General features: G+C 61.2%; 18 protein-coding genes and 1 pseudogene. 9 read left to right on the top strand and 10 right to left on the bottom strand.

The window, feature by feature from the left end; all coding sequences use genetic code 11:
- Window positions 1-54 precede the first annotated feature (54 nt).
- The 5 genes from JQ586_RS19990 to JQ586_RS19970 all read right to left on the bottom strand — a co-directional run bounded on the left by JQ586_RS19990 (window position 55) and on the right by JQ586_RS19970 (window position 7051).
- Window positions 55-1260: a glycosyltransferase gene (locus JQ586_RS19990; RefSeq protein WP_212396313.1), complete on the bottom strand. Its 1206-nt coding sequence runs from the start codon at window positions 1258-1260 to the stop codon at window positions 55-57.
- A gap of 1 nt (window position 1261) precedes the next feature.
- Complete coding sequence (locus tag JQ586_RS19985; RefSeq protein WP_212396312.1) at window positions 1262-2503, bottom strand: glycosyltransferase family 4 protein; 1242 nt, start codon at window positions 2501-2503, stop codon at window positions 1262-1264.
- Entirely contained in the window at window positions 2449-4323 is a 1875-nt protein-coding gene (gene asnB / locus JQ586_RS19980) for an asparagine synthase (glutamine-hydrolyzing) (protein WP_212396311.1), read from the bottom strand. Before asnB ends, JQ586_RS19985 begins: the two co-directional genes overlap by 55 nt.
- Before the next feature lie 84 nt (window positions 4324-4407).
- Window positions 4408-5808 carry a glycosyltransferase family 4 protein gene (locus JQ586_RS19975; protein ID WP_212396310.1) on the bottom strand — a complete coding sequence of 467 codons (1401 nt, stop codon included), beginning with the start codon at window positions 5806-5808 and terminating at the stop codon, window positions 4408-4410.
- A complete protein-coding gene (locus JQ586_RS19970) occupies window positions 5789-7051 on the bottom strand; it encodes a nucleotide sugar dehydrogenase (RefSeq protein WP_212396309.1) in 1263 nt (420 codons plus the stop codon). Before JQ586_RS19970 ends, JQ586_RS19975 begins: the two co-directional genes overlap by 20 nt.
- 724 nt (window positions 7052-7775) lie before the next feature.
- Here JQ586_RS19970 and JQ586_RS19965 point away from each other — a divergent pair.
- The 5 genes and pseudogenes from JQ586_RS19965 (at window position 7776) to serA (ending at window position 15976) form a co-directional block, all read left to right on the top strand.
- Window positions 7776-10274, top strand: coding sequence for a heparin lyase I family protein (locus JQ586_RS19965; RefSeq protein WP_212396308.1), 2499 nt, complete (start codon window positions 7776-7778; stop codon window positions 10272-10274).
- 110 nt (window positions 10275-10384) lie between these two features.
- Window positions 10385-10699 (top strand): annotated as a pseudogene (locus JQ586_RS41560) (cysteine peptidase family C39 domain-containing protein); the annotation flags it as partial.
- A gap of 192 nt (window positions 10700-10891) precedes the next feature.
- Window positions 10892-13108 carry a type I secretion system permease/ATPase gene (locus JQ586_RS19960; protein WP_409334488.1) on the top strand — a complete coding sequence of 739 codons (2217 nt, stop codon included), beginning with the start codon at window positions 10892-10894 and terminating at the stop codon, window positions 13106-13108.
- On the top strand, window positions 13105-14529 hold the full coding sequence (locus JQ586_RS19955; protein WP_212396306.1) for an HlyD family type I secretion periplasmic adaptor subunit: 1425 nt from the start codon (window positions 13105-13107) through the stop codon (window positions 14527-14529). The genes JQ586_RS19960 and JQ586_RS19955 overlap by 4 nt, the downstream gene beginning before the upstream one ends.
- Window positions 14530-14725: 196 nt before the next feature.
- Entirely contained in the window at window positions 14726-15976 is a 1251-nt protein-coding gene (gene serA / locus JQ586_RS19950) for a phosphoglycerate dehydrogenase (RefSeq protein ID WP_212396305.1), read from the top strand.
- 112 nt (window positions 15977-16088) lie between these two features.
- Here the strand turns inward: serA and JQ586_RS19945 are convergent, their stop codons facing one another.
- A complete protein-coding gene (locus tag JQ586_RS19945; RefSeq protein WP_212396304.1) occupies window positions 16089-17012 on the bottom strand; it encodes a LysR family transcriptional regulator in 924 nt (307 codons plus the stop codon).
- Window positions 17013-17117: 105 nt separating this feature from the next.
- Between JQ586_RS19945 and JQ586_RS19940 the strand changes: the two genes are divergently transcribed.
- The 3 genes from JQ586_RS19940 (at window position 17118) to JQ586_RS19930 (ending at window position 18882) form a co-directional block, all read left to right on the top strand.
- A complete protein-coding gene (locus tag JQ586_RS19940) occupies window positions 17118-17444 on the top strand; it encodes a Dabb family protein (RefSeq protein WP_212396340.1) in 327 nt (108 codons plus the stop codon).
- Window positions 17441-18520 (top strand): maleylacetate reductase, encoded by a 1080-nt coding sequence (locus JQ586_RS19935; protein ID WP_212396303.1) that lies wholly within the window; start codon window positions 17441-17443, stop codon window positions 18518-18520. The genes JQ586_RS19940 and JQ586_RS19935 overlap by 4 nt, the downstream gene beginning before the upstream one ends.
- Window positions 18521-18594: 74 nt before the next feature.
- Complete coding sequence (locus JQ586_RS19930; RefSeq protein ID WP_212396302.1) at window positions 18595-18882, top strand: YciI family protein; 288 nt, start codon at window positions 18595-18597, stop codon at window positions 18880-18882.
- Window positions 18883-18900: 18 nt separating this feature from the next.
- On the opposite strand, the gene JQ586_RS19925 is transcribed toward JQ586_RS19930, so the two are convergent.
- From JQ586_RS19925 to JQ586_RS19910, 4 genes are read right to left on the bottom strand one after another with little or no spacing between them, the layout of a single operon-like run.
- Window positions 18901-19911, bottom strand: a complete 1011-nt coding sequence (locus tag JQ586_RS19925) for a zinc-binding alcohol dehydrogenase family protein (protein ID WP_212396301.1) — start codon at window positions 19909-19911, stop codon at window positions 18901-18903.
- 9 nt (window positions 19912-19920) lie between these two features.
- Window positions 19921-20826 carry a 3-keto-5-aminohexanoate cleavage protein gene (locus tag JQ586_RS19920; RefSeq protein WP_212396300.1) on the bottom strand — a complete coding sequence of 302 codons (906 nt, stop codon included), beginning with the start codon at window positions 20824-20826 and terminating at the stop codon, window positions 19921-19923.
- 9 nt (window positions 20827-20835) lie between these two features.
- The gene (locus tag JQ586_RS19915; protein ID WP_212396299.1) at window positions 20836-21591 is read right to left on the bottom strand and encodes an SDR family NAD(P)-dependent oxidoreductase; all 756 of its coding nucleotides are present in this window, start codon (window positions 21589-21591) and stop codon (window positions 20836-20838) included.
- 8 nt (window positions 21592-21599) lie between these two features.
- Entirely contained in the window at window positions 21600-22502 is a 903-nt protein-coding gene (locus JQ586_RS19910) for a dioxygenase (protein WP_212396298.1), read from the bottom strand.
- Between the two features lie 130 nt (window positions 22503-22632).
- Between JQ586_RS19910 and JQ586_RS19905 the strand changes: the two genes are divergently transcribed.
- Complete coding sequence (locus JQ586_RS19905) at window positions 22633-23655, top strand: LacI family DNA-binding transcriptional regulator (protein ID WP_212396297.1); 1023 nt, start codon at window positions 22633-22635, stop codon at window positions 23653-23655.
- The last annotated feature ends 3 nt before the right edge of the window (window positions 23656-23658 follow it).

The raw sequence follows: 23658 nt of genomic DNA, 5'->3' as shown, positions 1-23658 counted from the left end.
ATCTCGGACAAACGACGATCTCGATAGTGCACTCTTCTGTCGATACTCACGCTATCACTTCCATTTGGATCCCCCGCTCGCATCCGAGTCCTGGCAAATCTCCACGCCGGCTCTTGCACCTCTGGCAATAGCCCCTCGACGCGAGTCGCGCGTGCCGGCCCTGTCCATCAACCCGCGATAAAGGCCGAGATAGGAGTTGGTCATCTTGTCGAGCGAGAACGTTGTTTCAATACGCCGACGACCTTGCATACCAAGTCTGGTGGCCAGCTCAACGTCATTGACGAGTCTGAGCACACGATCAGTCAACGCGTCAGCGTCGTGGCTCGGCACCAGAAATCCCGTCTGCCCATCCAGGACCAATTCAGGAGTGCCTCCATCGTCTGTTGCCACAACTGGCTTACCCAGCGCCATGATCTCTGTAATCGCGTTGGAAATGCCCTCCCCGTGTAGACGGCTATTGGTAGCGAGAACTCCCACGGTGAAGAGATTAGCGATGTTTTCTACATCATTCCGCCGCCCCAGAAACTTTAAGCGCGGCAATTGCCCCGACGGGACGCTATCGCGCATTTGCGAAAACGTCGGACCGTCGCCGACAGCCAGAAAAGTAACATCGTCCCTAAGTTGGCAAATGCGCCGTGCCATTTCGACAAAGACCGCATAGTCTTTATAGGGCGTGAAGTTAGCGACCATCCCGACGATGTTGGGGGTCGTGAGTCCCAACGTGCGTCGAAGCTCCGCCTCGTCCGTTAAGTTGAGGACCCGTTCCGGATTGAATCCATTGTAGATACATACACCCCTGCGCTCGGAAATGTCGTAGGCGGCGAGGCCGGCGCGCGAATTGGCGACCACGACGTCTGAAAACGGACTGGTCAGTTTACCCCTCAAATAGTGCTTGTTCCACAGCGTCATATGCGGCGCGTCTCGAACAAAGCCATTGACGAAAGCTGCGCCGCACAGTTTCGCGACCGGCGCTGCATAAACGGAGCACATCGAGCCCCAGGAGTGAACGATATCTATATTCAGATTGGTGACCAGCTCGTACAAAGTCTTGAAAATGCGCAAATCTCTTCTGCTTCTTCGGACGATTGGAATGATCTGCACGTGTTGTCGGTCGATCTCCCAATCATCCGCAGTCTCCTCCGATGCAACTGCGACGAACGACTCGATGTCACGGTGAACGCGGAGTCCCTTCATCAACTCAGCAATTTGTCGTTCTCTGCCCCCGATGCGCAGACAATCGGTAAAGTGCAATATACGCATGTCAGCGCTCTCCCGCGTGGGCTGCTTCGGTCCAGATCGCGACGAGGCGTTCCGCGCAGACTTCAATGTCTAGCCGCGCCTTATGTAATGCCTTCCCGTTTTCCGCGAGCCGTCGTCTGAAGTCCGGATCTTCGATGAGGCGCCCCAGTGCGGAAGCAAGCCCCTCGACATCGCCGGGTTTGACGATCAGTCCAGTCCTCTCGTGCTCGATGATCTCTGGAAGCGCCCCGACTGGGGTACAAATGACGGCGGCACCGTGAGCCAAAGCCTCAATGACAGACATCGGAAGATTTTCACTGAGGGACGGAAGCACCAGAATATCGGCTTCCTGCAACAGTGTCTCGACCTGCGCTGAATCCACCCAACCAGGCACCGATGTACGATCGCCGAGGCCTGCTCGTACAACTGCGGCCCTCGTATCGTTTACCGCCCCGTCACCTGCAAGCGTGGCCCTCCAGCGAGAGTTGGAACCCAGCCGCGCAAGAGCCGCTACAAGTTCCGGCACACCTTTTTCTGGCCCGAGTCGCCCTAGAAACAAGATGTTGGCCGCTTCACGCATGACTTTTGGACCGTTGCTGACGGCTGTTGGAGTGGCGTTCGGAACAATAACTGCCTTTCCGGAACAGGCAGGGAGTCTGTCGGAAACAACCTTTTTCCAATAGCAGCCGAGCACGACGATTCCTTGGCTGTTTAAAAACATCAGGTCGATTTCTTTCTTGAGCATTCTCTTCCGGGAATCCCAGAAATGATCGAACTGCCCGCTGTGCAGGTGCAACACATAGGGCAATCGGCAAATGCTCGAGATTCGGGCCAGGATGAGCTTGCGATAGGCGCTGCCGAAGGCTGAAAGATTGATATGGACGACGTCTACTCGTCCAAGCAACCGAAGTAACAACAAGCGTATGATTGCATGTGCAAGAAACAGGGGCGACAAAAATATCGAGCCAGGACCTCGAGTGGTGAAAAAGTAGGTCTTAAGGTTAGCGAAGCGATCGATTTTCAGTGCGCTGCGAAGTCCGTCCATCATGCGATCAACGCCTCCCTGGCCACCTTCGCCAAGGGGGGTGAAAACGACGACGTGAAGCGGACGAGCCGACGTCTCTTCGGATTTCGCTTCGCTGAAGCGAGCCTTTTCGATCTGTTCCTTGCAAGTTAGCGACGGATTCAAAAGGCAGGAGCCGGTAGATGTCATATCGCTACCTTGAATGTGCGCAGGAAGATCTCGAGATTTACCAATGACCAAAGAACCCTTTCGTGGTTCTGCCGGCCGTCAAGGTGCTCGGTCACAAGTATGCGAAGCTTAGGGGCGCTCAACATCCTGGCTATGCCGGAGGTTTCGCCCAGCATGCCCTGCAAGAACTCACGATAGGGACCTCTGAACCAGTTTCCAACCGGCACACGGAAACCGACCTTTTTTCGTCGCACGATTTCCCGCGGCAAGATCTTGTCCATCGCCGCGCGCAGCACCGTCTTGCCACCCCTTCCGCCAGTCAGAAATTCGTCCGGGAACCGTGCCACGACGTTGGCCAGAGCCGTATCCATGAATGGCATCCGGCCCTCGATCGATCCCGCCATCATCATTCGATCGCCTCGTTCCAGCAGATTGTCTGGAAGCCAGGATGTCTGATCGAAGAACATCGTACGCCGCAGGCCGGACTCCGTGTCCGACGAATAGGGGAAAAGATCCGGTGGCGTTGCCGAAAGGAGCCGACCGAGCATTGCTTCGCTCTCGCCGACCGAAAGACCACCGAACCAAACTCGCATTCGGTTCACGAGGTCGCGCTCGCCCGCGGCCAAAGCAAGGATCTTCAGGCGCCGCATCCCATAAGGCAATGACCGCGCCAGCGGATAGATCAGCCGCTCGTGCAATAAGTGTGGCATCAGAAACTGGTACAGGCCGATCCATCGCTCAGCCCGATGCTTCGGATATCCACCCATCAACTCATCTGCGCCTTCTCCCGTGAGCACCATCTTGACGCTACTGGAGGCCATCTCCGAGAGCATGAAGATCGGGACGTCGGAGGCCTCGCTTACGGGAGCACCGCGGCGCAGGACGGCGGTTGACCAGTGTTCCATGAAGGAGTCGGGTTCGACGAATATTTCGTTGTGATTCGTACCAAACCGGCGTGCAATGGCTCGTGCATGATCGAGCTCCGAATATTCCGCTTCCTGAAAGCCTACCGAGAAAGTTCGCACAGGCTCCGCGCTGTGCTTGACCATGGTTGCCACGACCGCCGACGAGTCGATGCCACCGGAAAGAAAGGCGCCGAATGGCGCGTCGCTGCGCATGCGAATTCGCACGGCCTCGTCGAATGTCTCGTCAAACAAGCGAACTGCATCACCGAACGTCTTGACCGCCGGCACCGTCGTCGCAACCGGGGGCGTAAAATAGCGTGTCGTTTTTAGTGTTCCGCTTTCCCATACAGCATAGTGACCGGGCTGCAGCTTCTTCACTCCGCGGAAAAACGTCGAAGGACCCGGAACATAGCGATTGAGAAGATAGTGGCCGAGGGCCTCGGAATCGAACGTTCGGTCAAATCCCGGAAACTGAACGAGTGGCGCGATCTCCGATGCGAAGAGAAGAACCTCCTTCATCTCGGAAAGAAACAGTGGCTTCTTGCCGAAAGCATCGCGGGCAAGTATCAGCCGCTGCGATGCTTCATCCCACAGCGCAAAGGCGAACATGCCGCGAAATTTGCGAACGGCATCGAGTTGCCAGGCGCGATACGCTTCGATAAGCACCTCGCTGTCTGAGTCTGTGCGGAAGCGATGGCCGAGGGATGCGAGCTCCTGACGCAGTTCGAGGTAGTTGTAGATTTCGCCGTTGAAGATTAAAGTGAAGCGGCCGTCTTCGCTCGACATTGGTTGGGCGCCGCCACCAATGTCAATGATCGAAAGCCGGCGGTGACCGAGGCCGATTTGAAATCGCTCGTCGGCTGTTTTGTGAAGCCAGTAGCCCGAGCCGTCCGGTCCTCGGTGAAACATCAGGTCGGTAAGGCCGATCAGGGTCTTGCGTTCCTGATGCTTTCCGGCCCCAAGAACCCATCCAAATATTCCGCACATGGCTACGCTATTCGGACGACAATCAGGTGGCCGACATATGAACGTCCTGGTGTGCTCATGCTTGCTCTCGGGATCGCTACGAAGCTAGGCAGGCTCGGTCGCCTGCTCAGCAACTTCTCTAAGTTCGAATACTTTTTCATAGGCACTTAAAAGCTTGGCCGCCTCGTGGTCCCAGGCGAGTTTGCCGTAGACTCGGTTCCGGCCGAACGCGCCCATAGCGTTGCGGCGGACGGGATCATCGATAAGTTCCAATATCTTGTCGCCGAACTCGGCAGTGTCCGTGCACTTTGCGTAGAGGGATGCCTCTGCGGCCGAAACGCGTCCTTCGGTGAGGTCAAACTGAACAATGGGCTTACCCAGAGCCATGTACTCCATGATCTTGTTCATCGTTGACTTGTCGTTCATCGCGTTGGGGCGATCCGGATTGACGCAGACGTCTGCCGTCGAGAGTATGGTGAACAGTGTCGTATCATCCACGCGGCCGGTGAACGTAACTACGTCGTCCAGTTCAAGGGTCGTTGCAAGTGCCTTGACTTCATCCAATTCCGGTCCGCTCCCGACAACTACGAACTGAACATCGTCGCGGTTTCGTTTCCTGCGGATGTGCCGGATCGACTCCAGCAACAGATCGAGCCCCTCCTGCCTTCCAATAACACCCACATATCCGACGAGGAATTTCCGCCCCTTCTTCCAGACGGGATTCGGCGGAAGCGGCCGAACGCGTGAAAGGTTTGGACCCGAGCGCACAACGAACACACGGTCCGGATCCATCCGCCCTCGTTCAAGGGCAATGGTGCGATATGAGTGATTGGTCGCTATCGATACGTCGGACAGTGCAAACGTAATCCGTTCAAGCAGGACCATCACCCGCCACAGAAAGCCACGTCGCCCGAATTTGGCCTCGTAGAGCTCTGGGTTGATGTCGTGTTGATCGAAAATGAAGGACTTGCCGAATAGAAGCTTGTGAAATGCACCAACCACAAAGATGAGGTCCGGCGGATTGCACGCGTGCACGACATCAAACCCGCGCGTCGCGAGAATCTTCAGGCTCAGCACGAACTCCCAAAATAACGCGGCGCTGTACTCGGCGAGATAGCCTAACAACCCGCCTCTCTCTCTCGGCAGCCAGTGGCGATAGATGGCAATTCCGTCGATGACTTCAAATGAAGCCGTTGCGCGCGGTCCCTTGGGACAGATTACGGAGACCTCATAGCCATGCCGCGACAGCGTGGCGGCTTCCGACCAGACCCGTCGATCGAACGGTACCGGAAGATTCTCGACGATGATGAGCACCCGGCGGCGAACCGCAGCATTGAGCCGGGGCTGCGCCACCGGCGCCGCGCCAGCCAATCCCGCAGAAACGGCATCCGGACTCGCCAATTCACACAGCTCGCCGTTGGCGCCAGTCGACTTGAATAGGTTCGCAACCCCCGCTTGATCGGGCTGGATGGTTGCATCGTCACCGTCACGATAGGGTGTCAACATCGATCACCCGCCTGGCGCGCAATGCCATGTTTTTCGCCCATCCTCGGTTATCTATGACAAGGTCGAACAGCTCGGACTCGGCTACCGACTTTGAGATCAGCAGTTTGCGAAGTGCGGGCAAATTGGAGAATGCATAGCCAAGATTCTGACCCAGCAATTTTGACGGTTCGACGTGGGGATCGTAGATCGACAAGCCGATGTGCGACTGAAGGAATTTTCGAGCCAGGTCGATATTGGGACTCTCGCGCAGATCGTCGCTGTTATCCTTGAAGGAAAGTCCCAGCATGAGCACCTGACCGCCCGCCGGGACTGCCTTCACGCAATTCTCGAACAGGAAGTTCTTGTGCTCATCGTTTGACCTCAGAACCGAATCCACCAGGCAAGTGTGTGCTCCGACGTCGCTTGCGATGTATTGCAGTGCGCGAACGTCCTTCGGCAGGCAGGAGCCTCCGAACGCGCCACCCGGCCTCAGGTAATAGGGCGAGATGTTGAGCTTCGTATCGGAGATGAATATCTTATGAACTGTGGTCGCACTGATGCCTAGCTTGTCGCAAACGCGACCGACTTCGTTGGCAAAGGCAACCTTTACGGCGTGAAACGTGTTGTCGACGAACTTCGTCATCTCGGCTGCACGATAAGTCGTGTAGAAGACGGGCGCCTTGATTTCTGCGTTTAATTCGTCAAGTGCCTCGCACCGTCTTCCGTCCTTCGTCCCAATCACGATCTTCGGCGGATTGAAGAAGTCTTCGATGGCGACCGACTCGCGCAGGAATTCGGGATTGTAGACGAGCTCGACCAGATCCATCCGTTCGCGCAACGCGTTCTCGAAAATCGGGAGCACCAGTTCTTCGATCGTACCGGGCCGCATCGTGGAGCGAAACACGATGGTCAGCGCCGTTGTGCGAGCGGAGCCGATGAGCTCCGCGATCTGGTGGGAAACCTCCACGACGAAGCTCATATTGTGAGATCCGTCGGGCGCACTGGGCGTCCCCACGCAGACGAGCGCCATGGCACAACTGTCGAGATGCGGGGTCGCATCCTTCGTCGCGCTCAGCAAACCTCGCCTGACAGCACGTTCGACAAGCTGGTCGAGGCCGGGCTCCGTGATCGGCGATTTACCGGCATTGACGATCGCCACCTTTTCATCACTGACGTCGATGCCGACGACCTCGTGGCCTTGCCTGCTAAGGCAAGCGGCCGCGGTCAAGCCGACGTAACCAAGTCCGAACACAGCAATTTTCATCGCACTTCACCCGCCTTCCTCCGGTACAATAGCCTTGAGGCGATGCGAGCGACTGCAAGCAAAAGGATTGCTGCTGGGGGCCGAGTGGCTACCCAATTGTGAGTACACCGGTGATGAACGAGCCTCTCCGGTCCGCAACGCGGACGCCAAGCCCCACATTCGCTATTGCTGGGGAAGACGAGCGACCGGGGCCGCTCATTGGTTCGGGCGACAGGATCGCTCCACAAAGACCTCGCTGGCAGCACAGGAGCGCTCAGTTGCAGCCGCCAGATCGCTTAGGTTGCCGGGCAACACAGGCGCCGGTTCGGATTGCGCCGCGAGGTAACGAGATCACGCGCCAACGGCGCCCCGATTGATAGCTTCTAGCGGGCGCAATCCGACGGAAAGGTCGAGCTGGAGACCTCGACTGGTCGGTTAGGCACGTTCTGGCTCGGCTCGCCGTGAATTGGCGAATATCGGCGCTATTCAGGTATACTTAAATCACACTTTGAAAGTTTTTTCGCCATTTTTGCTCATTAACCAACCGACTCAGCAGTCGGGGGGGCCCGATTCCCGCTGTATTGAAGTCGGCTCGCAGTCCGAGACTGGGAAGCTTTGGAATGTGCTCGCGGAGCCAACCGCTGCGGGCATGCGGTGTGTCGCGCGCCTTCGTGATGCACGGCAGTGGAATTACATTTTCTCAACCTCAAAGAGAAGCAGCTAAGTTGCTCGATGGAGGCCCGAATTGGATACGACCGGCACGATTGCGTCGTTTACGCCCTCTCCGCGAACTCGCTTTACCATCGGTGGTGATTCCTACGAGGTTCAGGGGGCAGGCAGGAGCTACAGCCTGAGCAGCCCCGATGCCCAGACGCTGCAATTCCAACTTAAGCCCGGTGACTATGCCTGGTTCGATTCGTCATCGGTGGATCGCGACGAGGTCGCCGCCGATCCGCTCATCAAGCCCGGAACTCCCATCGGTATCGATTATCAATTCATGGTCCAGCCGAATGGATCCGACGGGTCGTTTACGAACACGGCAAGTTGGTTCGTTGTTGGCGAAATGCACAATGACGATCCGGCTCTCGGGTCCAGTGTGCATACCTCGCCTCCATTCGCGATGCAACTTGACGGCAATCATCTGCAGCTTGTCGCGCGCTATGCGCTCCCCGGCGGGAATCCCAGCAACGGGTCCCCTGACCTCCATATGCTGACGCTGTGGACGGACCCGAACCCGATTGTGCCCGGACAGTATTACAACATCGATATCCAGGCCAATGTCAGCAATACCAGCGCCGGCTACCTGAGCCTCTCGGTCAACGGCACCAAGGTGGTCAACTATTCGGGCCCGCTGGGCTATGGGGCTTCCACTTATTGGGAAGAAGGCCTCTATCGGAACGCAGGTCCTAACCAGACTGTGACAGCCGACTTTCGCAATTTGACGCTCGTCACTGGCTCGACAGCGGTCGGGTGGACGGGGGTAGGTAGTAAACCAATACCTCCGGTAACGACCCCTCCGGTAACGACTCCTCCGGTAACGACTCCGCCCGTGTCTTCGACCCCGCTGCCAGCACCGATCCAGCCCGCGGTGACGAAAGCCACGGCCTCTCCGGGAACGGGCACTGAGGCCGCCGGTAGCACGATCACATTGTCGCTCGCCTTCAACGAGGCGGTGAAAGTGACGGGCACGCCGACGCTGAAGCTGAACGACGGCAGCACAGCTACCTATGTGAGCGGTTCGGGGACAAGTTCGCTGACCTTCCGCACCACTGTGGCCTCGACAAACACCGCCACCTCGGCGCTCGCCATCACCGGGGTCAATCTCCCAACCGGCACCAGCATCAAGAATCTCTCTGGTGTCGCCGCAAGCCTGTCGGGCGCGGTGAAGACGTTCACTGGTCTGAAGATCGACCCGACGACCCCGCCGCCGGTGACGACGCCGCCGCCGGTGGTGACGAAGCCGCCGCCGGTGGTGACGACGACTCTGCCGGCGGTGACGAAGGCCACTGCGGTGCCCGGGACCGGCACAGCGCTCGTCGGAAACACCGTCACGCTAACTCTTGCATTCAACAAGGCGGTGACGGTGACCGGCAAGCCGACGCTGTCGCTCAACGACGGTGGCATCGCGACCTATCTGAGCGGGTCGGGGACTGGCACGCTGACCTTCCGCACAACGATAGCCTCGAACAACACCGCCCACTCGGCGCTCGCCATCACCAAGGTCAATCTCCCGAGCGGTGCCAGCATCAAGGATTCGTCGGGCGTTGCGGCAAAGCTGTCGGGCGCGGTGAAGACGTTCACCGGTCTGAAGGTCGACCCGACCGATCCGGCGGTGGCGAGTGTCACCGCGTTGCCCAAGACTGGTACTGAGGTCGTCGGAAACACCATCACGCTGGCTCTCAGGTTCTGGGAGACGATGAAGGTGACCGGCACGCCGACGCTGGCTCTGAACGATGGCGGTACCGCTACCTATGTGGGCGGCTCCGGAACCAACGTGCTCACTTTCCGCACCACGGTGAAATCGACAGACAAAAGCACCTCGGCACTCGCCATCACCGGGGTCAATCTGCCGAACGGTGCCAGCATCAAGGATTTGTTGGGTACCCCGGCACACCTCTGGGGCGCGGTGAAGACATTCCCCGGGCTCGCGGTGAAGACATCGACCGGGCTGATGGCGGCGAATGCACTCTCCGTGACCTCCGCAACTTCGCCTACCTCGCCGCTCCCCGTCCTTACAATCGCGGACAAGACGCTCACGGTCACCGAGGGAGGCGGCACGGTCGGCCTTGGGACGCACGTGTCAACGACGGATCCCCACGATGTGGTAACGGTCAACATCAAGGGCTTGCCGAGCTATGAAACGATCACCGATAAGCTCGATGGTCGTACGTTCAGCGGAACAAACGTCACCTTGACGGCCGCGGAGGTCAACAGCGGACTGACGTTGCATTCGTATTACCGGGGCTCCGGCACTCCGGTCGCGACGCTCACCCTGACCGCAACCGGGAAGGATTCCGTCACCGGCACCGTTGCGAGTTCCGCATCACAGACCATTACCGTGACGGATCCTGCGCCCACGACCGCCCCAGGCGCGACATCTAGCCTGGTAAACCATGGCTTTGCCCTGCTGAACCAGCATCTGGCCAGCAACACCGGTCGGCTCGATCATGGTCAGATCGAAGCTGCGATTTCGCATGGGGAAGGCTTCGCTCATGATGGGGTCCTGACCCGCCCGCAACATTGATCCGCGTCGGTATCCGGGCGCTTGCCGCCCGGGTGCCGAATGTCGATTCAGGAAATGCATGAGAAGGACGTCCAACGCGGCGAGGTAGCCGCGAAAGGTTACAAGCCAGAATGGCGATGCAGTACGGGAATGACAACGCCGCAGATCTCGGGCCTCGAGCCCTTGCTCTGTTCCTGCGCCTCCATGGCGTAAACGCGGAGCCCGACCAGCTCAGGGATCGATTTGGGAACGCCGAATTCGGCATCCGCACGATGCTTCGCTGCGCCCGCGAACTCGGGGTCAAGGTCCGGTCGCACACGACGCATTGGCCGCGGCTTGCGAGCATCCAGCTGCCCGGGATCGCCTCGCTCCGTGACGGCGGATTTCTGCTTCTCGGCAGGGTCGACAACACGGAGGCACTCGTGCTGCATCCGGCCGCGTCGCATCCGAAAACGCTGACCCGGGCAGAATTCGAGGAAATCTGGGATGGCCGCCTGATCTTGGCCGGATCCCAGAATCTCGCAAGCCGGACGCTTCATTTCCTCGCCGGCCTCGGTTTCAACGGGCATGATCTGGCGCGGCGTGCCGGCGACATCTTCATGCGTGTGCGCGATTTCATGCGTGTGCGCGATAACGTCATGCGTATGCGCGATCTCCTGGCGCGCGCGGGTGTCGGCGGTCGAAGCGATACTGCGGCACAGGCGAACGCCGAATTCCAGGCGGCGAGCACCCAACCTGAGAGTGGCGACGAGTCCGGGCTGATTGCCGCGGCCATATTGCTGCGCTGCCACGGCATCGCGGCAGATCCCGGTCAAATTCGGCACCGCTTGGGCACGGCGCGGGTCGGCGCCACCGAAATCCTGCGCTGCGCCAAGGAATTCGGGCTCAAGGCCCAGGTGCAGCGGTCGAACTGGAACAGGCTTGCGGTAACGCCGTTGCCGGGAATTGCCCTGCTGCGCGACGGTGGTTTCCTGATTCTGGGCAAGGTCATCGACGACAAGCTTCTCGTTCAGCGCCCATTGTCGCCGCAACCCGAGACGATGACTCAAGCCGAACTTGAGGCGATCTGGAACGGCGACATCATCCTGATGGCGCGGCGGGCGGCGCTGACCGACCTGTCACGTCGATTCGATATCAGCTGGTTTCTCGGTGCCGTCCACAAGTATCACCGACTTCTCGGTGAGGTGCTGGTCGCGTCGTTCTTCCTGCAGGTCTTTGCCCTGATCTCCCCGCTGTTTTTCCAGGTGGTGATCGACAAGGTGCTCGTGCATCGAAGCATGAGCACGCTCGATGTCCTGGTCACGGGTCTCGTCGTGCTGACGGTATTCGAAGCCGTTCTCGGCACGCTGCGTGTCTATGTGTTTGCGCACACCACCAACCGTATCGACGTTGAGCTTGGCGCCCGGCTGTTTCGTCACCTGATGGCGCTGCCGATCGCGTATTTTCAAACCCGCCGCGTCGGCGATTCGGTTGCGCGCGTGCGCGAGCTCGAGAATATCCGCCAGTTCCTGACGAGCTCGGCACTCACGCTTGTCATCGATCTCCTGTTCACCGTCGTGTTTCTGGCGGTGATGTTCTACTATTCGACGACCCTGACGGTGATCGTGCTGGCATCGTTCCCGTTCTATATCGGCATTTCCGCGGGCGCCGCGCCGCTGTTTCGACGCCGCCTTGACGAGAAGTTCAATCGCGGCTCCGAGAACCAGGCTTTTCTGGTCGAGAGCGTGACCGGCGTCGAGACGCTGAAGGCCATGGCTGTCGAACCGCAGATGCAGCTCCGCTGGGAGGAGCAACTTGCGGCCTACGTCGACGCCAGCTTTCGCGTGCTCAGCTTGAACAACACTGCAAGCCAGGCGGTCCAGATGATCAACAAGCTGGTCGTCGCGGCAACGCTCTATTTCGGCGCCAGGCTGGTGATCGGCGGCGACCTGACGGTCGGAGAGCTCGTGGCGTTCAACATGCTGGCAGCGCGCGTGAGCGCGCCGGTGCTGCGGCTGGCGCAGATCTGGCAGGATTTCCATCAAGCCCGCCTGTCGATTGATCGCCTCGGCGACATCCTCAACACCATTCCCGAACCAAGCTTCAGCCGTGCTCGCGCCGCGCTTCCGCCCATCCGCGGGCAGGTGACGTTCGAACATGCGAAGTTCCGTTACCGCATCGACGGCCCCGAGGTGCTGCACGACGTATCGTTCAGCGTCGAGCCCGGTCAGGTCGTCGGCATCGTCGGCTCCTCGGGCTCGGGCAAGAGCACCATCGCAAAGCTGATACAGCGCCTCTACGTGCCGGAGAGCGGACGTGTGCTGGTCGACGGCGTTGACCTGGCGATGGTGGATCTGACGTGGCTTCGACGCCAGATCGGAGTCGTGCTGCAGGAGAACGTGCTCTTCAATCGCTCGATTTGCGAGAACATCGCGCTCGCCGATCCCGCCATGTCGATGGAGCGGGTCATCGAGGCGGCGACGCTCGCCGGCGCCCATGACTTCATTCTCGAGCTGCCCCAGGGCTATGACACAGTCGTGGGTGAACGCGGCAGCAGCCTTTCCGGCGGGCAGCGGCAGCGTATTGCGATTGCTCGCGCGCTCGTCAGCGATCCGCGCATTCTCATCTTCGACGAGGCCACCAGCGCCCTGGACTACGAAAGCGAGCGCGCCATCCAGCAGAACATGAAACGTATCTCCGCGGGCCGGACCGTCTTCGTAATCGCTCACCGGCTCTCGACCGTGCGCCAGGCCGACCGGATCATTACGATCGAGCATGGCCGCATCGTCGAGGACGGCAGCCATGAGGAGTTGATCCGCACCAACGGGCGTTACGCAAACCTTCACTACCTGCAAGCCGGTATCCATCATCCATGACGTCCCCTGGTCGAAACATCGTTCCATTTCCTCGGCCCGAGCGTCGCCGCGCGCAGGAAATTGCGTTCCTGCCGGCCGCGCTCGAGATCACCGAGAGGCCGCCATCGCCAGTCGGGCGCGCGATCGCTGCGTGCATCATCGCGATCTTCTGCGTGGCGCTGGTTTGGGCGTCAGTCGGCAGCGTCGACATTGTCGCCACCGCAACGGGAAAGGTCGTGCCGGGTGGGCGCACCAAGTTGATCCAGCCGTTCGAGACAGGCGTCGTCCGTGCGATCCACGTTCGCGACGGACAGAGCGTGAAGGCCGGCGACGTCCTGATCGAGCTCGACCCGACGATGACCGAGGCCGATCAGGAGCGGCAGAAGAGCGACCATCTGGCTGCCGAGCTCGACGTCGCGCGACTTCGTGCGGCGTTGGCGGACGAGCCGCTTGCCGCCTTCCGGCCGCCGCAGAGCGCCAGCGCCGCGGAGATCGAGATGCATCGTCAGTTCTTGATCAGCCAGCGCGCCGAACAGAACGCGAAGCTCGCCGAGATCGAGCGCCAGCAGGGCCAGAAAGAGGCGGAGCGGGCGACCACGATGGCGAGTGTCGCGAAGTTGCAGGCGACAATCCCTGTGCTGCAGGAGCGTGTCGACATTCGCAAGACTCTGGTCGACAAGGCGCTTGCTTCGAAGGTCGTCTATCTCTCCGAGTATCAGGAGCTGGTCGGGCTCCAGCAGGATCTCAACCTGCAGCAGAGCCGGTTGCACGAAGCCGATGCGGCCATCGCTCTTCTGAAGGAAACCCGGGATAGGACCGCTGCGGAGTATCGTCGTGCGATCTATGACGCACTGTCGAAGGCCGAGCAGAAGGCTGCGAGTGCCCAGCAGGAGGTGATCAAGGCAGAGAAACGCACGAAACTCCAGCAGTTGACCGCACCGGTCGATGGCGTCGTGCAGCAACTTGCCGTGCACACGGTGGGAGGCGTGGTGACGCCGGCCCAGGCACTGGCCGTGGTGGTTCCGAGCGAGAGCCATCTCGAGATCGAGGCCATGCTTTCCAACCGCGACATCGGGTTCGTCCATCCGGGACAAAACGCGGAGATCAAGGTCGATACCTTCAACTTCACACGCTATGGGCTGCTGCATGGGGAGGTGCTCAGCGTGTCGACGGATGCCATCACACGTGACAGGCAACAGGGCGGGTCGAACAATCCGGCGTCCGGCGAGTCGCAGAGCAGCAGTGAGCCGAAGGGCCAGGAGCTCGAATATGCCGCGCGCATTTCGCTCGATCGCGCGTTTATGCAGGTCGAGGACAAGATCCTCAAGCTCGGCCCCGGCATGGCAGTGACGGTCGAGATCAGGACCGGCAAACGCACGATCATCAGCTACCTGCTCTCGCCGCTGGCGAGGTACAAGCAGGAATCGTTGCGAGAACGATAGGCCCGGCCTCCCGTTGGAGGCCCGGTCCGCCGGGACGCCGCTCGGCCTTCGCGCCTTAGTCGAAGGTGGCCGGGCGGTTCAAATCGGTCGGGTCAATGGCCCGGGCCTTGTCACATATTAACACGTGGCTGTTCGAGGTTGCCCATGGTAGCTCTTGCGAGAGCGAACCCTGGAACGACGAAGGCCAGTCTCGACGATGTTGTCCCTTCCCAAAACCAAGATACGCGTGCTGCTGCTCGAGGGCGTGAACGATTCGGCGGTACGCATGTTCGAGGCCAATGGCTATACCGAGCTGCAACGTCTGCCCAAGGCGCTGGGTCCCGGCGAACTCAAGCAGGCACTTTCCGGCGTCCATATGTTGGGAATCCGCTCGCGAACGCAGTTGACCGCGGAGCTTCTGGAGGCCGCTGACCGGCTAATGGTGGTTGGCTGCTTTTCCGTCGGCACCAATCAGGTCGATCTTGACGCCGCGCGACGCTTCGGAATTCCCGTATTCAACGCCCCATACTCCAACACCCGCAGCGTGGCTGAATTGACCATAGCCGAGATAGTCATGCTGTTTCGCCGGATATTTCCACGTTCGATCTCTGCTCATGCTGGCGGCTGGGACAAGTCCGCCGAGGGCAGCCGCGAGGTGCGGGGCAAGACGCTCGGCATCGTCGGTTACGGCAACATTGGTTCGCAACTGTCGAATCTCGCGGAAGCCATGGGCATGCGCGTGATCTATTTCGATCACACAGACAAATTGCGCCACGGCAACACCGAGCCGGTCGAGACGCTGGACGATTTGCTCGCGGCCAGCGACGTCGTTTCACTGCATGTGCCGGAGACGCCGGCCACCGCCAACATGATTGGCGTGACGCAGCTTCGGCTGATGAAGCCGGAGGCCTATTTGATCAATAATTCGCGCGGCACCGTGGTCGATCTCGATGCGCTGGCAAGCGCCCTGCGTGACGGCCGGCTTGCAGGTGCTGCGGTCGACGTGTTTCCGGTCGAGCCGACGTCGAACCAGGATCGCTTTGCTTCACCGCTGCAGGGCCTGTCCAACGTGATCCTCACGCCGCATGTCGGCGGTTCGACCGAGGAAGCGCAAGATCGCATCGGCGGCGAGGTCGCCCGCAAGCTGATCGATTATTCCGATGTCGGCTCGACCTTGGGCGCGGTCAATTTTCCGCAGGTGCAATTGCCGGCGCGGCCGACCGGCACGCGCTTCATCCATGTTCACCGCAACGTTCCCGGCGTGATGCGTCAGGTCAATGACGCGGTCTCCCGGCACGGGATCAACATCCTGGCGCAATACCTGCAGACCGATCCGGAAGTCGGCTATGTCGTGCTCGAGACCGACGTTGTCGGCGGCGAGGGCGAGGAACTGCTGGCCGAGCTGAGGGCCATTCACGGCACCATTCGCGTGCGGGTGCTGTATGAGCAGATCCGGCCGCAGAGGTGAAGCGGCCTCCATGGCAACCGGTGCGCACATCATCGCAGGATGCCGCACTTGCCGAAGGCTTTGGCCGCCGCGTTCAGGCAACTGAATGTGCAGCGGTGCGAGCGTCCGCAGTCTATTCCTTCGGCGCAATCCAGATTCCCGGATCGGAGTTCCTGCGAATATGATTGAACAGGAAATCGGTGAACACCCTGATCTTCACCGGGAGCCGCGTGCGGTTCTGGTAGGCGATGTTCATCGTGAGCGGCGGCAGCGCCCAGTCCATTAAAACCGGCACGAGCTTGCCGGCGGAAATGTCGTCCTGCACGATATAGAGCGGCTGGATCAGGATGCCGAGCCCGCCCAACGCCGCGCCGCGTATCACCTGGCCGTCATTGCTGTCGAGCGCAGGCGTGATGCGGATTGTCTGCTTGGCCTGACCCTTGCTGAGCCGGAGCGAGTAGGGATCGTTCGCCAGGTTGTAGATCAGCAAATTGTGGCGCGCGAGATCGGCGGGATGTTCCGGCCGGCCGTGGCTCGCCAGATAGGACGGCGCCGCCGCGAGTACGCGCCTGGTCTGGCCAATGCGCCGGACGATGATGTTCGAGTCCGGCTCCTGTTCCCTTGTGCGGATCGCGACGTCAATGCCGGCCTCGATGAAATCGGGATAGCGGTTGGCGGCGATGATCTGGACGCTCAGATTGGGATAGAGCGCGCGAAGTGCGGGCAACATTGGCGCCAGATAGATGATCGCAAATGACAGCGAACTGGTGACGCGCAGCATGCCGTTCGGCGACAAGGCGCGGTCACTCACGGCGTCCTCGGCTTCGGCGAGCTCGTTGAGCAGCGTGCTGCAGCGCTGAAGGAATTCCTGCCCTGCCTCCGTCAGCCATTGCCGGCGCGTGTTGCGCTCGATCAGGCGGACCGCCAGCCGTTCTTCCAGCGCGCTCAAATGCCGGCTCGCGGCTGCATTCGACATCCGCAATCTCTCGGCGGCCCTGGAGAGGCTGCCAAGCTCGGCCGTTCTCGAGAAGACCTCGAGCTGGAGCAGACGGTCCATTTTTCCTCAATCTGGAAAAGAGACTTGCAAAATGTGGTCTTTATTTCCGATATGCGCAAGACAAAATGGACCGAGCCAACAATGGTGGGCGAGGAAGTCAGGGAAATGTCGAGCCCAATCAAGCACATCGTGATGTGGCGACTGCGCGGGGAGACGCCCAAGGAGCGCATGGCGGCCCGGATCAAGGTCAAAACCCTGTTCGAGGGCCTGAAAGGCCGGATCGACGGACTCACCCATATTGAGGTTGGCCTCGATGTCAGCGATGTCGATTATGCCTGCGACGTCGTTCTGCTCTCGGAATTCACTGACGGCGCGGCGCTGAAGGCCTATGCCACCCACCCCGAACATTTGCGCGTGCGGGAGGAGCTTGGCGACTTGCGGATCGGCCGCTTCCAGGTCGATTATCCCATCCGAGATGAGACCGGCGCATGATCGGTTCGTTCACTTTCGAGAATCTACCCTGCCGGGTCGTGTTCGGCGCCGGGACGCTGGGTACCGCCAAGGCCGAACTCGAGCGGCTCGGCGCAAGGCGTGCGTTTGTGCTGACCACGCCGCAGCAGGAAGCCCAGGGCGTTAGGCTCGGCACGACGTTGGGCCCGCTCTATGCCGGCATCTTCGCCGGCGCCACGATGCATACGCCGGTCGAGGTGACGGAGCAGGCGTTGGCCACGATGCGGGCGTGCGATGCTGACTGCGTCATTTCTCTCGGAGGTGGATCGACGACGGGGCTTGGCAAGGCGCTGGCGTTGCGCACCGGTGTGAACCAACTCTGCATCCCCACCACCTATGCCGGCTCGGAGATGACCCCGATCCTCGGCGAAACCAGGGACGCAGCCAAGACCACGATACGCGACGTGGCAGTGCTGCCGGAGACGGTAATCTACGACGTCGATCTGACACTGACGCTGCCCGTGGGCCTCACGGTCACCTCCGGCATCAACGCGATTGCCCACGCAGTCGAAGCGCTCTATGCGCGCGATACCAATCCTGTCACCACGCTGATGGCGGAAGAAGGCATCCGTGCCCTTGCGCGCGCGCTGCCCGCCATTGCCGCGAGGCCTGACGATCGTGCCGCGCGCGGTGACGCGCTCTACGGTGCCTGGCTGTGCGGCGTATGCCTCGGCACCGTCGGCATGGCGCTGCATCACAAACTCTGCCACACGCTCGGCGGCACATTTGATCTGCCGCACGCCGAGACACACACGATCGTGCTGCCGCATGCGCTGGCCTACAACGCGCCCGCAGTGCCCGAGGCGATGGAGCGGATCTCGCGCGCGATCGGCGCGGCGGATGCGGCGCAGGGGCTCTACGATCTCGCCAGGCACCTGAACGCAAAACTGGCACTGCGCGATATCGGCATGCCCGAGAGCGGCATCGACAAGGCGGCCGACCTTGCCGTGACCAACGCCTACTGGAATCCGCGCCCGCTCGAGCGCAACGCCATCCGCGACCTGATCGCGCGCGCCTGGTCGGGCGAGCCGCCGGTTGCGACGAAAGCGACGGCCTGATCGGTGCAACTGCGCTCATCGAACCCGGCCACGGCCGTTTGTGGCGGTCGTGCCGTTTTCTGACCGGAGTTTTCATGCTGTTTGCCATTCATGCCATCGACCGTGTTGGCGCGCTCCCGACCCGGCTTGCCAATTACGATGCGCACAAGACTTTCCTCAGCGACACCTCGCGCTTCGGGGTGAAGATCGTGATGTCCGGCCCGCTGGTCTCCGACGACGGTGAGACGATGATCGGCAGCATGTTCCTGATCGAGGCACTCGGCCGCGCCGAGGTCGAGGCGTTCAACCGCGCCGATCCGTTTGCATCGGCCGGCATCTGGGAGAAGGTGACGATCACCGGCTTCCTGCGCCGGCAGGGCTGAAGGGCTGGGCGGAAAGGGTCACGGGCGCAGCACGATGCGGTCGCGCGCCGATCCGGTTACGGCGGCGTAGGCTGCCTTGGCGTCGGCGAGTGGATAGATCGAGTTGTCCCTGACCGGGAAAGGGCGAAGGAGCCCGCCTGTGAAACCATGCAGCACACTGCGCAGGACGTCGGCGCTCTCGACCGAGGAGAAGGCGAGGGTGTCGATCCCGACATAGGTGTGTCGGCCGCGGTAGAACTCCAGGATGTTGAACGTCACGAGCTTGTGGACCGCCGCAATCAGGATCTGCCGCCCGGCCTTCGCCAGGGCGTGATGGGCATCGTGAAAATAGGGATCGCCGACCGTGTTGAAGACGATATCGGCGCCCTTGCCGCCGGTTAGTTCGAGCACGCGCTTCGCGACGTCTGTTGTGGCGGAATTGATGATGTCGATCGGTGCGTTGCTGTGCCCATCGTAGGCTTCGTCCTTCCGCACCACGCCGATCACGTTGGCGCCGAGCCAGGTCGCAAGTTGCACGGCCGCCTGTCCGACCTTGCCGTTGACACCCATGACGAGGACATGCTCGCCGGGTTTCGGCATGCCGGACCGGCGGAAGCCTTCGATCGCGGTGACGAACGGCACGCCGATTCCGGCGGCTTCATTCATCGAGATGCCGGCAGGCTTTTCCACCAGCGCCTCCATTTCGACGACGAGGTGCGAGGCGTGTGTGCCGTCACGGCGGATGCCGAGGTCGCCGGAGGTCCCGAACACGGATTTGCCGACCCATTCGCGCGGCCCGTCAATCACCCGTCCGGCGAAATCGCGACCGGGGGTGCGGGGAAACACCGCATAGGGCATCAGGCCCGTCGCGGCCTTGACATCGGATGGGTTGACGCCGGCGGCATCGACGGCGACCACGACCTCGTCCGGTCGTCGCGAAAGAGGCAGGCGCTCGATGATGGGCGAAATCGATGCGGCATCGGCCGCCCTGGCATTGAGCCGCACGCTGGTCGCTTCGACGATTGCTTTCGGTTCGGTCATGATGTTCATCTCGGCATCCTAGGCCGCGCTCTTGGCCGAGTGCGGCAGGCCGACAATACGGCGTGCCTCCCCGACGTTTGCGATGATGCCCCCGAGATCCTCGACGATGCGGCGCGCCTTGGCGATCATCTCGGCGTTGGAGGTCGCGAGCTGCCCACGGGAGAGATAGACCGCATCCTCGAGGCCGACACGAACATGGCCGCCGGCCAGATAGGATTGTGCGACCGCCGTGAACGCCGCCTTGCCGATTCCGATGGCGGTGAATTCGGCGTCGTGCGGGAGCAGGTTCCGCGCATACAGCACCGTTTCCGGAGCGGGCTGAAAACCGTAGCGCACGCCCATCACGAACGAGCAGAGGATCGGCCCCTGCAGCGTGCCGTCGGCGAGCAGATCGCGCATCAAGGCGATATCGCCGGAATCGAACAACTCGATCTCCGGCTTGACCCCCGCTTGTGCGATGACCTTGGCCATTCTGCGCACGCTGGACGGGGTATTGATCACCACCTCAGGTCCGGAGTTCATGGTGTTGAGATCGAGAGTGCAGATATCCGGCTTCAGCACGGCGATGTGCTCGACCCGCTTCTCCGGCACCATCAAGGTGGTGCCCTCTGCCGCGACCCTCGGATCGTTCGGCGACGGCACGAAGCGCCCTCCGGGTCCCGTCGTGATATTGAGGATGAGTTCGGGATTGCGGGCGCGGATGCGCTGCACGACATCGACATAGTGATCGAGCAGCATTGAAGGGCGCCCGGTCAGGGGATCGCGGACGTGGATATGGACGATGGCGGCGCCTGCGTCCGTTGCGCCGAGGCAGGCGTCGGCGATTTGCCGGGGTGTGACGGGCAGATGCGGCGTCTGGTCCGGCGTCGTCAGATTACCGGTCACCGCGCAGGTGATGATGACCTTGTCTTGGGGAGATCGCATTGGTTTTCCTCAGAGCAAGCGGCCGCCGTCGACGACGAAGGTCGTGCCGGTAGCGAAGCCGAGTTGAGTGGCGCAGGCGAGGATCGCCGAGGCGATGTCGTCCGCGGTCGCGATCCGCTTCAGCGGTGTGGTTGCCGCGGTCCTGGTGTTGAAGTCGGCGCCGCGTCCGGGAACGAAGTTGGTGTCGACCACGCCGGGGGCGACTGCGAGCACGCGGACTTCAGGTGCAAGCACACGGGCCAGCGACTTGGTCATGACGTCGATGCCCGCCTTGGCCGCGCAATAGGCAATCGAGGAGCCGATGCCATTGGTGCCGGCGATCGACGAGATCGAAACGATCAAGCCGTCTCCCGAGGCCTTCAGGAGTGGAGTGAAGGTGCGGATGGTCGCGAACTGTCCGCGCCAATTGACCTCGAACATCCTGTCGATGAGGTCGTCATCCAGGGCTTCGAGGTCGGCGTGCGGTACTGGCCTGGTGAAGCCAGCAGCGTTGACCAGGACATCGAGGCGTCCAAAGCGGCTTTCGATCTCGATGCGCAAAGCCTTCAACGTATCGGTCCGCGACACGTCGGCGATCAGCGCGGCGTGGCCCTCTCCAGGTAGGGATTGCATCACCTTCGCGGCCGCGGCGGCTTCCCCCGGAACGTCGCGGTGACTGACCGCGACCCGCGCGCCGAGTTCGGCAAATTTCCTGGCGGACGTGGCGCCGATGCTGCCGGATCCACCCACGACGAGGACCACCTTTCCGTCCATGGACTGAGTCATGGTCGCGCTCACTTGATCGGTGGTTTGGGGAGGATCGCTTCGCCGGCTTCCATGACGAACCGGTAGTTCAGCGTGTACCAGGGCGCACGTACGTCGGCGGCAGGTCGCTCGCCATCATCATGCCGGCGATAGTCACCGACGAGCGCGCGCGTGACGCCGAACACCACGTCGCTCTCGAGATGCTGGTCGTCGTCGACGAAGACCTGGGTGATCAGGGTCTTGTAGCCGGGCTTGAAGCCGAGGAAGTGAATGTGCGCCGGCCGGTAAGGATGCCGGTTCTGGGCTCGCAGCATGTCACCGACGGGGCCGTCAGTGGGCACGGGATAGCCGGCCGGCTTGACCGATCTCAGGGAGAAGCGTCCTGCAGCGTCGGTGGTGAACTTGCCGCGCAGGTTCATGTCGGCCTGCGTATCGTCCTGGTTTTCGTAGAGACCGACCGGTGAGGACTGCCAAACGTCGACCTCGACATTGGCGAGAGGTTTCCCCGCGACGTCCACGACCTCGCACGCCACGAAGAGTTCGGGGCCGGGTGTCGGCGATCGAACGATTGATCCGCCGTTTGCTGTCCTCGGGGAATTGGCCCGCCAGAACGGACCAAGCAGCGCTGCGGCCGTTTCGGTCGCGCCGGCGTTTCCGTTGTTCAACAGACAGACGAGCGTCGAGAAACCGATCGCGTCCGCGAACAGGATGCCCTCGTTGTGGCTGTCGTGAGTAGCCTGTCCGATCCGGTTCAGGACGTCGATGCCGAGATCGTACTCGGCCTCGGACAGTTTCACCTCGCGGGCGAAAGCGTGCATGTGCCTGACGAAGGCTTCCATCACGGTCCGGAGCCGCGCGTTGTCTGCGCCGGACATCGCCCGCAACACGGCCGGGGTCACGTCCTCCACTTTCTCGATAATGCCAGTCGTCATTCTGTGGCCTCCCTGCAATCGATTGCGGCCTTATGCAATCGATTGCAGTCTATATTGCAAACGATTGCATAAAGTCAAGGGATGATGTAACCTGTGTTCCAGAATCGGGATAAATGATGGGAATCGCTGGGTGAATCGGCCTGCCGCCACGATCAAGCAAATCGCCGACGCGACCGGGGTCCATCCGTCCACGGTGTCGCGCGCGCTCGATCCCAAGAAGCGGCATCTGGTCGCTGACGACGTGGCCACGCGCATAGCCACGCAAGCCGAGGCGCTCGGCTATCGGCCCAATCGTCTGGCTGCGAACCTTCGTCTGGGCCGATCCGATCTCATCGGCGTCCTGCTGCCCGATATTGCGAATCCGGTGTTCGCGCCGATTCTGGGGGGCATCGCAGAAGCGCTTTCTGCGGAGGGCTACGCGCCGATCGTGGCTGACGCGGGCAACTCGTCGTGCCAGCAGATTACGTTCGTCGAGACGCTCCTCAGCCAGCGTGTCGATGGCCTGATCCTCGCGACCGTGTCGCAGGACGACGAACTTGTCGGCTTCTGCATCGACCGCGGGCTTCCGGTGATCCTGGTCAATCGATCCGAGGCGCGGGATCGTGTCCCCTCTGTCGTGTCCGACGACGACATGGGAATGCGCCTGGCGGTCGATCACCTCGTCGAACTCGGACACCGGCGAATTGCTCATGTCGCGGGCCCATTGTCGACATCGACCGGTGCATTGCGCCGCGACGGTTTCGAGCGCGCAATGTCCCGGCACGGGTTGATCGGCGTGGTCCGCGAGGCGACGGTGTATACGCGCGAAGCCGGCGCAGAAGCAGCAGGGCATCTGCTCGACGGAGCGGACGACATCACCGCAATCGCCGCCGCGAACGATCTCCTTGCTCTCGGCGTCCTCGATGCATTGAAAACGCGCGGACTGCGCTGTCCGGAGGACGTCTCGCTCGTCGGTCACAACGACATGCCGCTGATGGACGTCGTCTCGCCGCCGCTCACAACGGTGCGCATCGAACACCGGGAGATGGGACGGATCGCCGCCAGGATGCTTGCGGAGAGGATCAAGAGCGGCTCGGCCGAGATCCGGCACGTCGTGCTCCGGCCGGAGCTCGTCGTTCGAGGATCGACCGATCGACCTCAGCCGCGCGCCTGACGC

This window comes from Bradyrhizobium jicamae, assembly GCF_018130215.1.
Classification (GTDB): domain Bacteria; phylum Pseudomonadota; class Alphaproteobacteria; order Rhizobiales; family Xanthobacteraceae; genus Bradyrhizobium; species Bradyrhizobium jicamae_A.
This window is presented reverse-complemented; position numbering and strand designations above follow the sequence as displayed.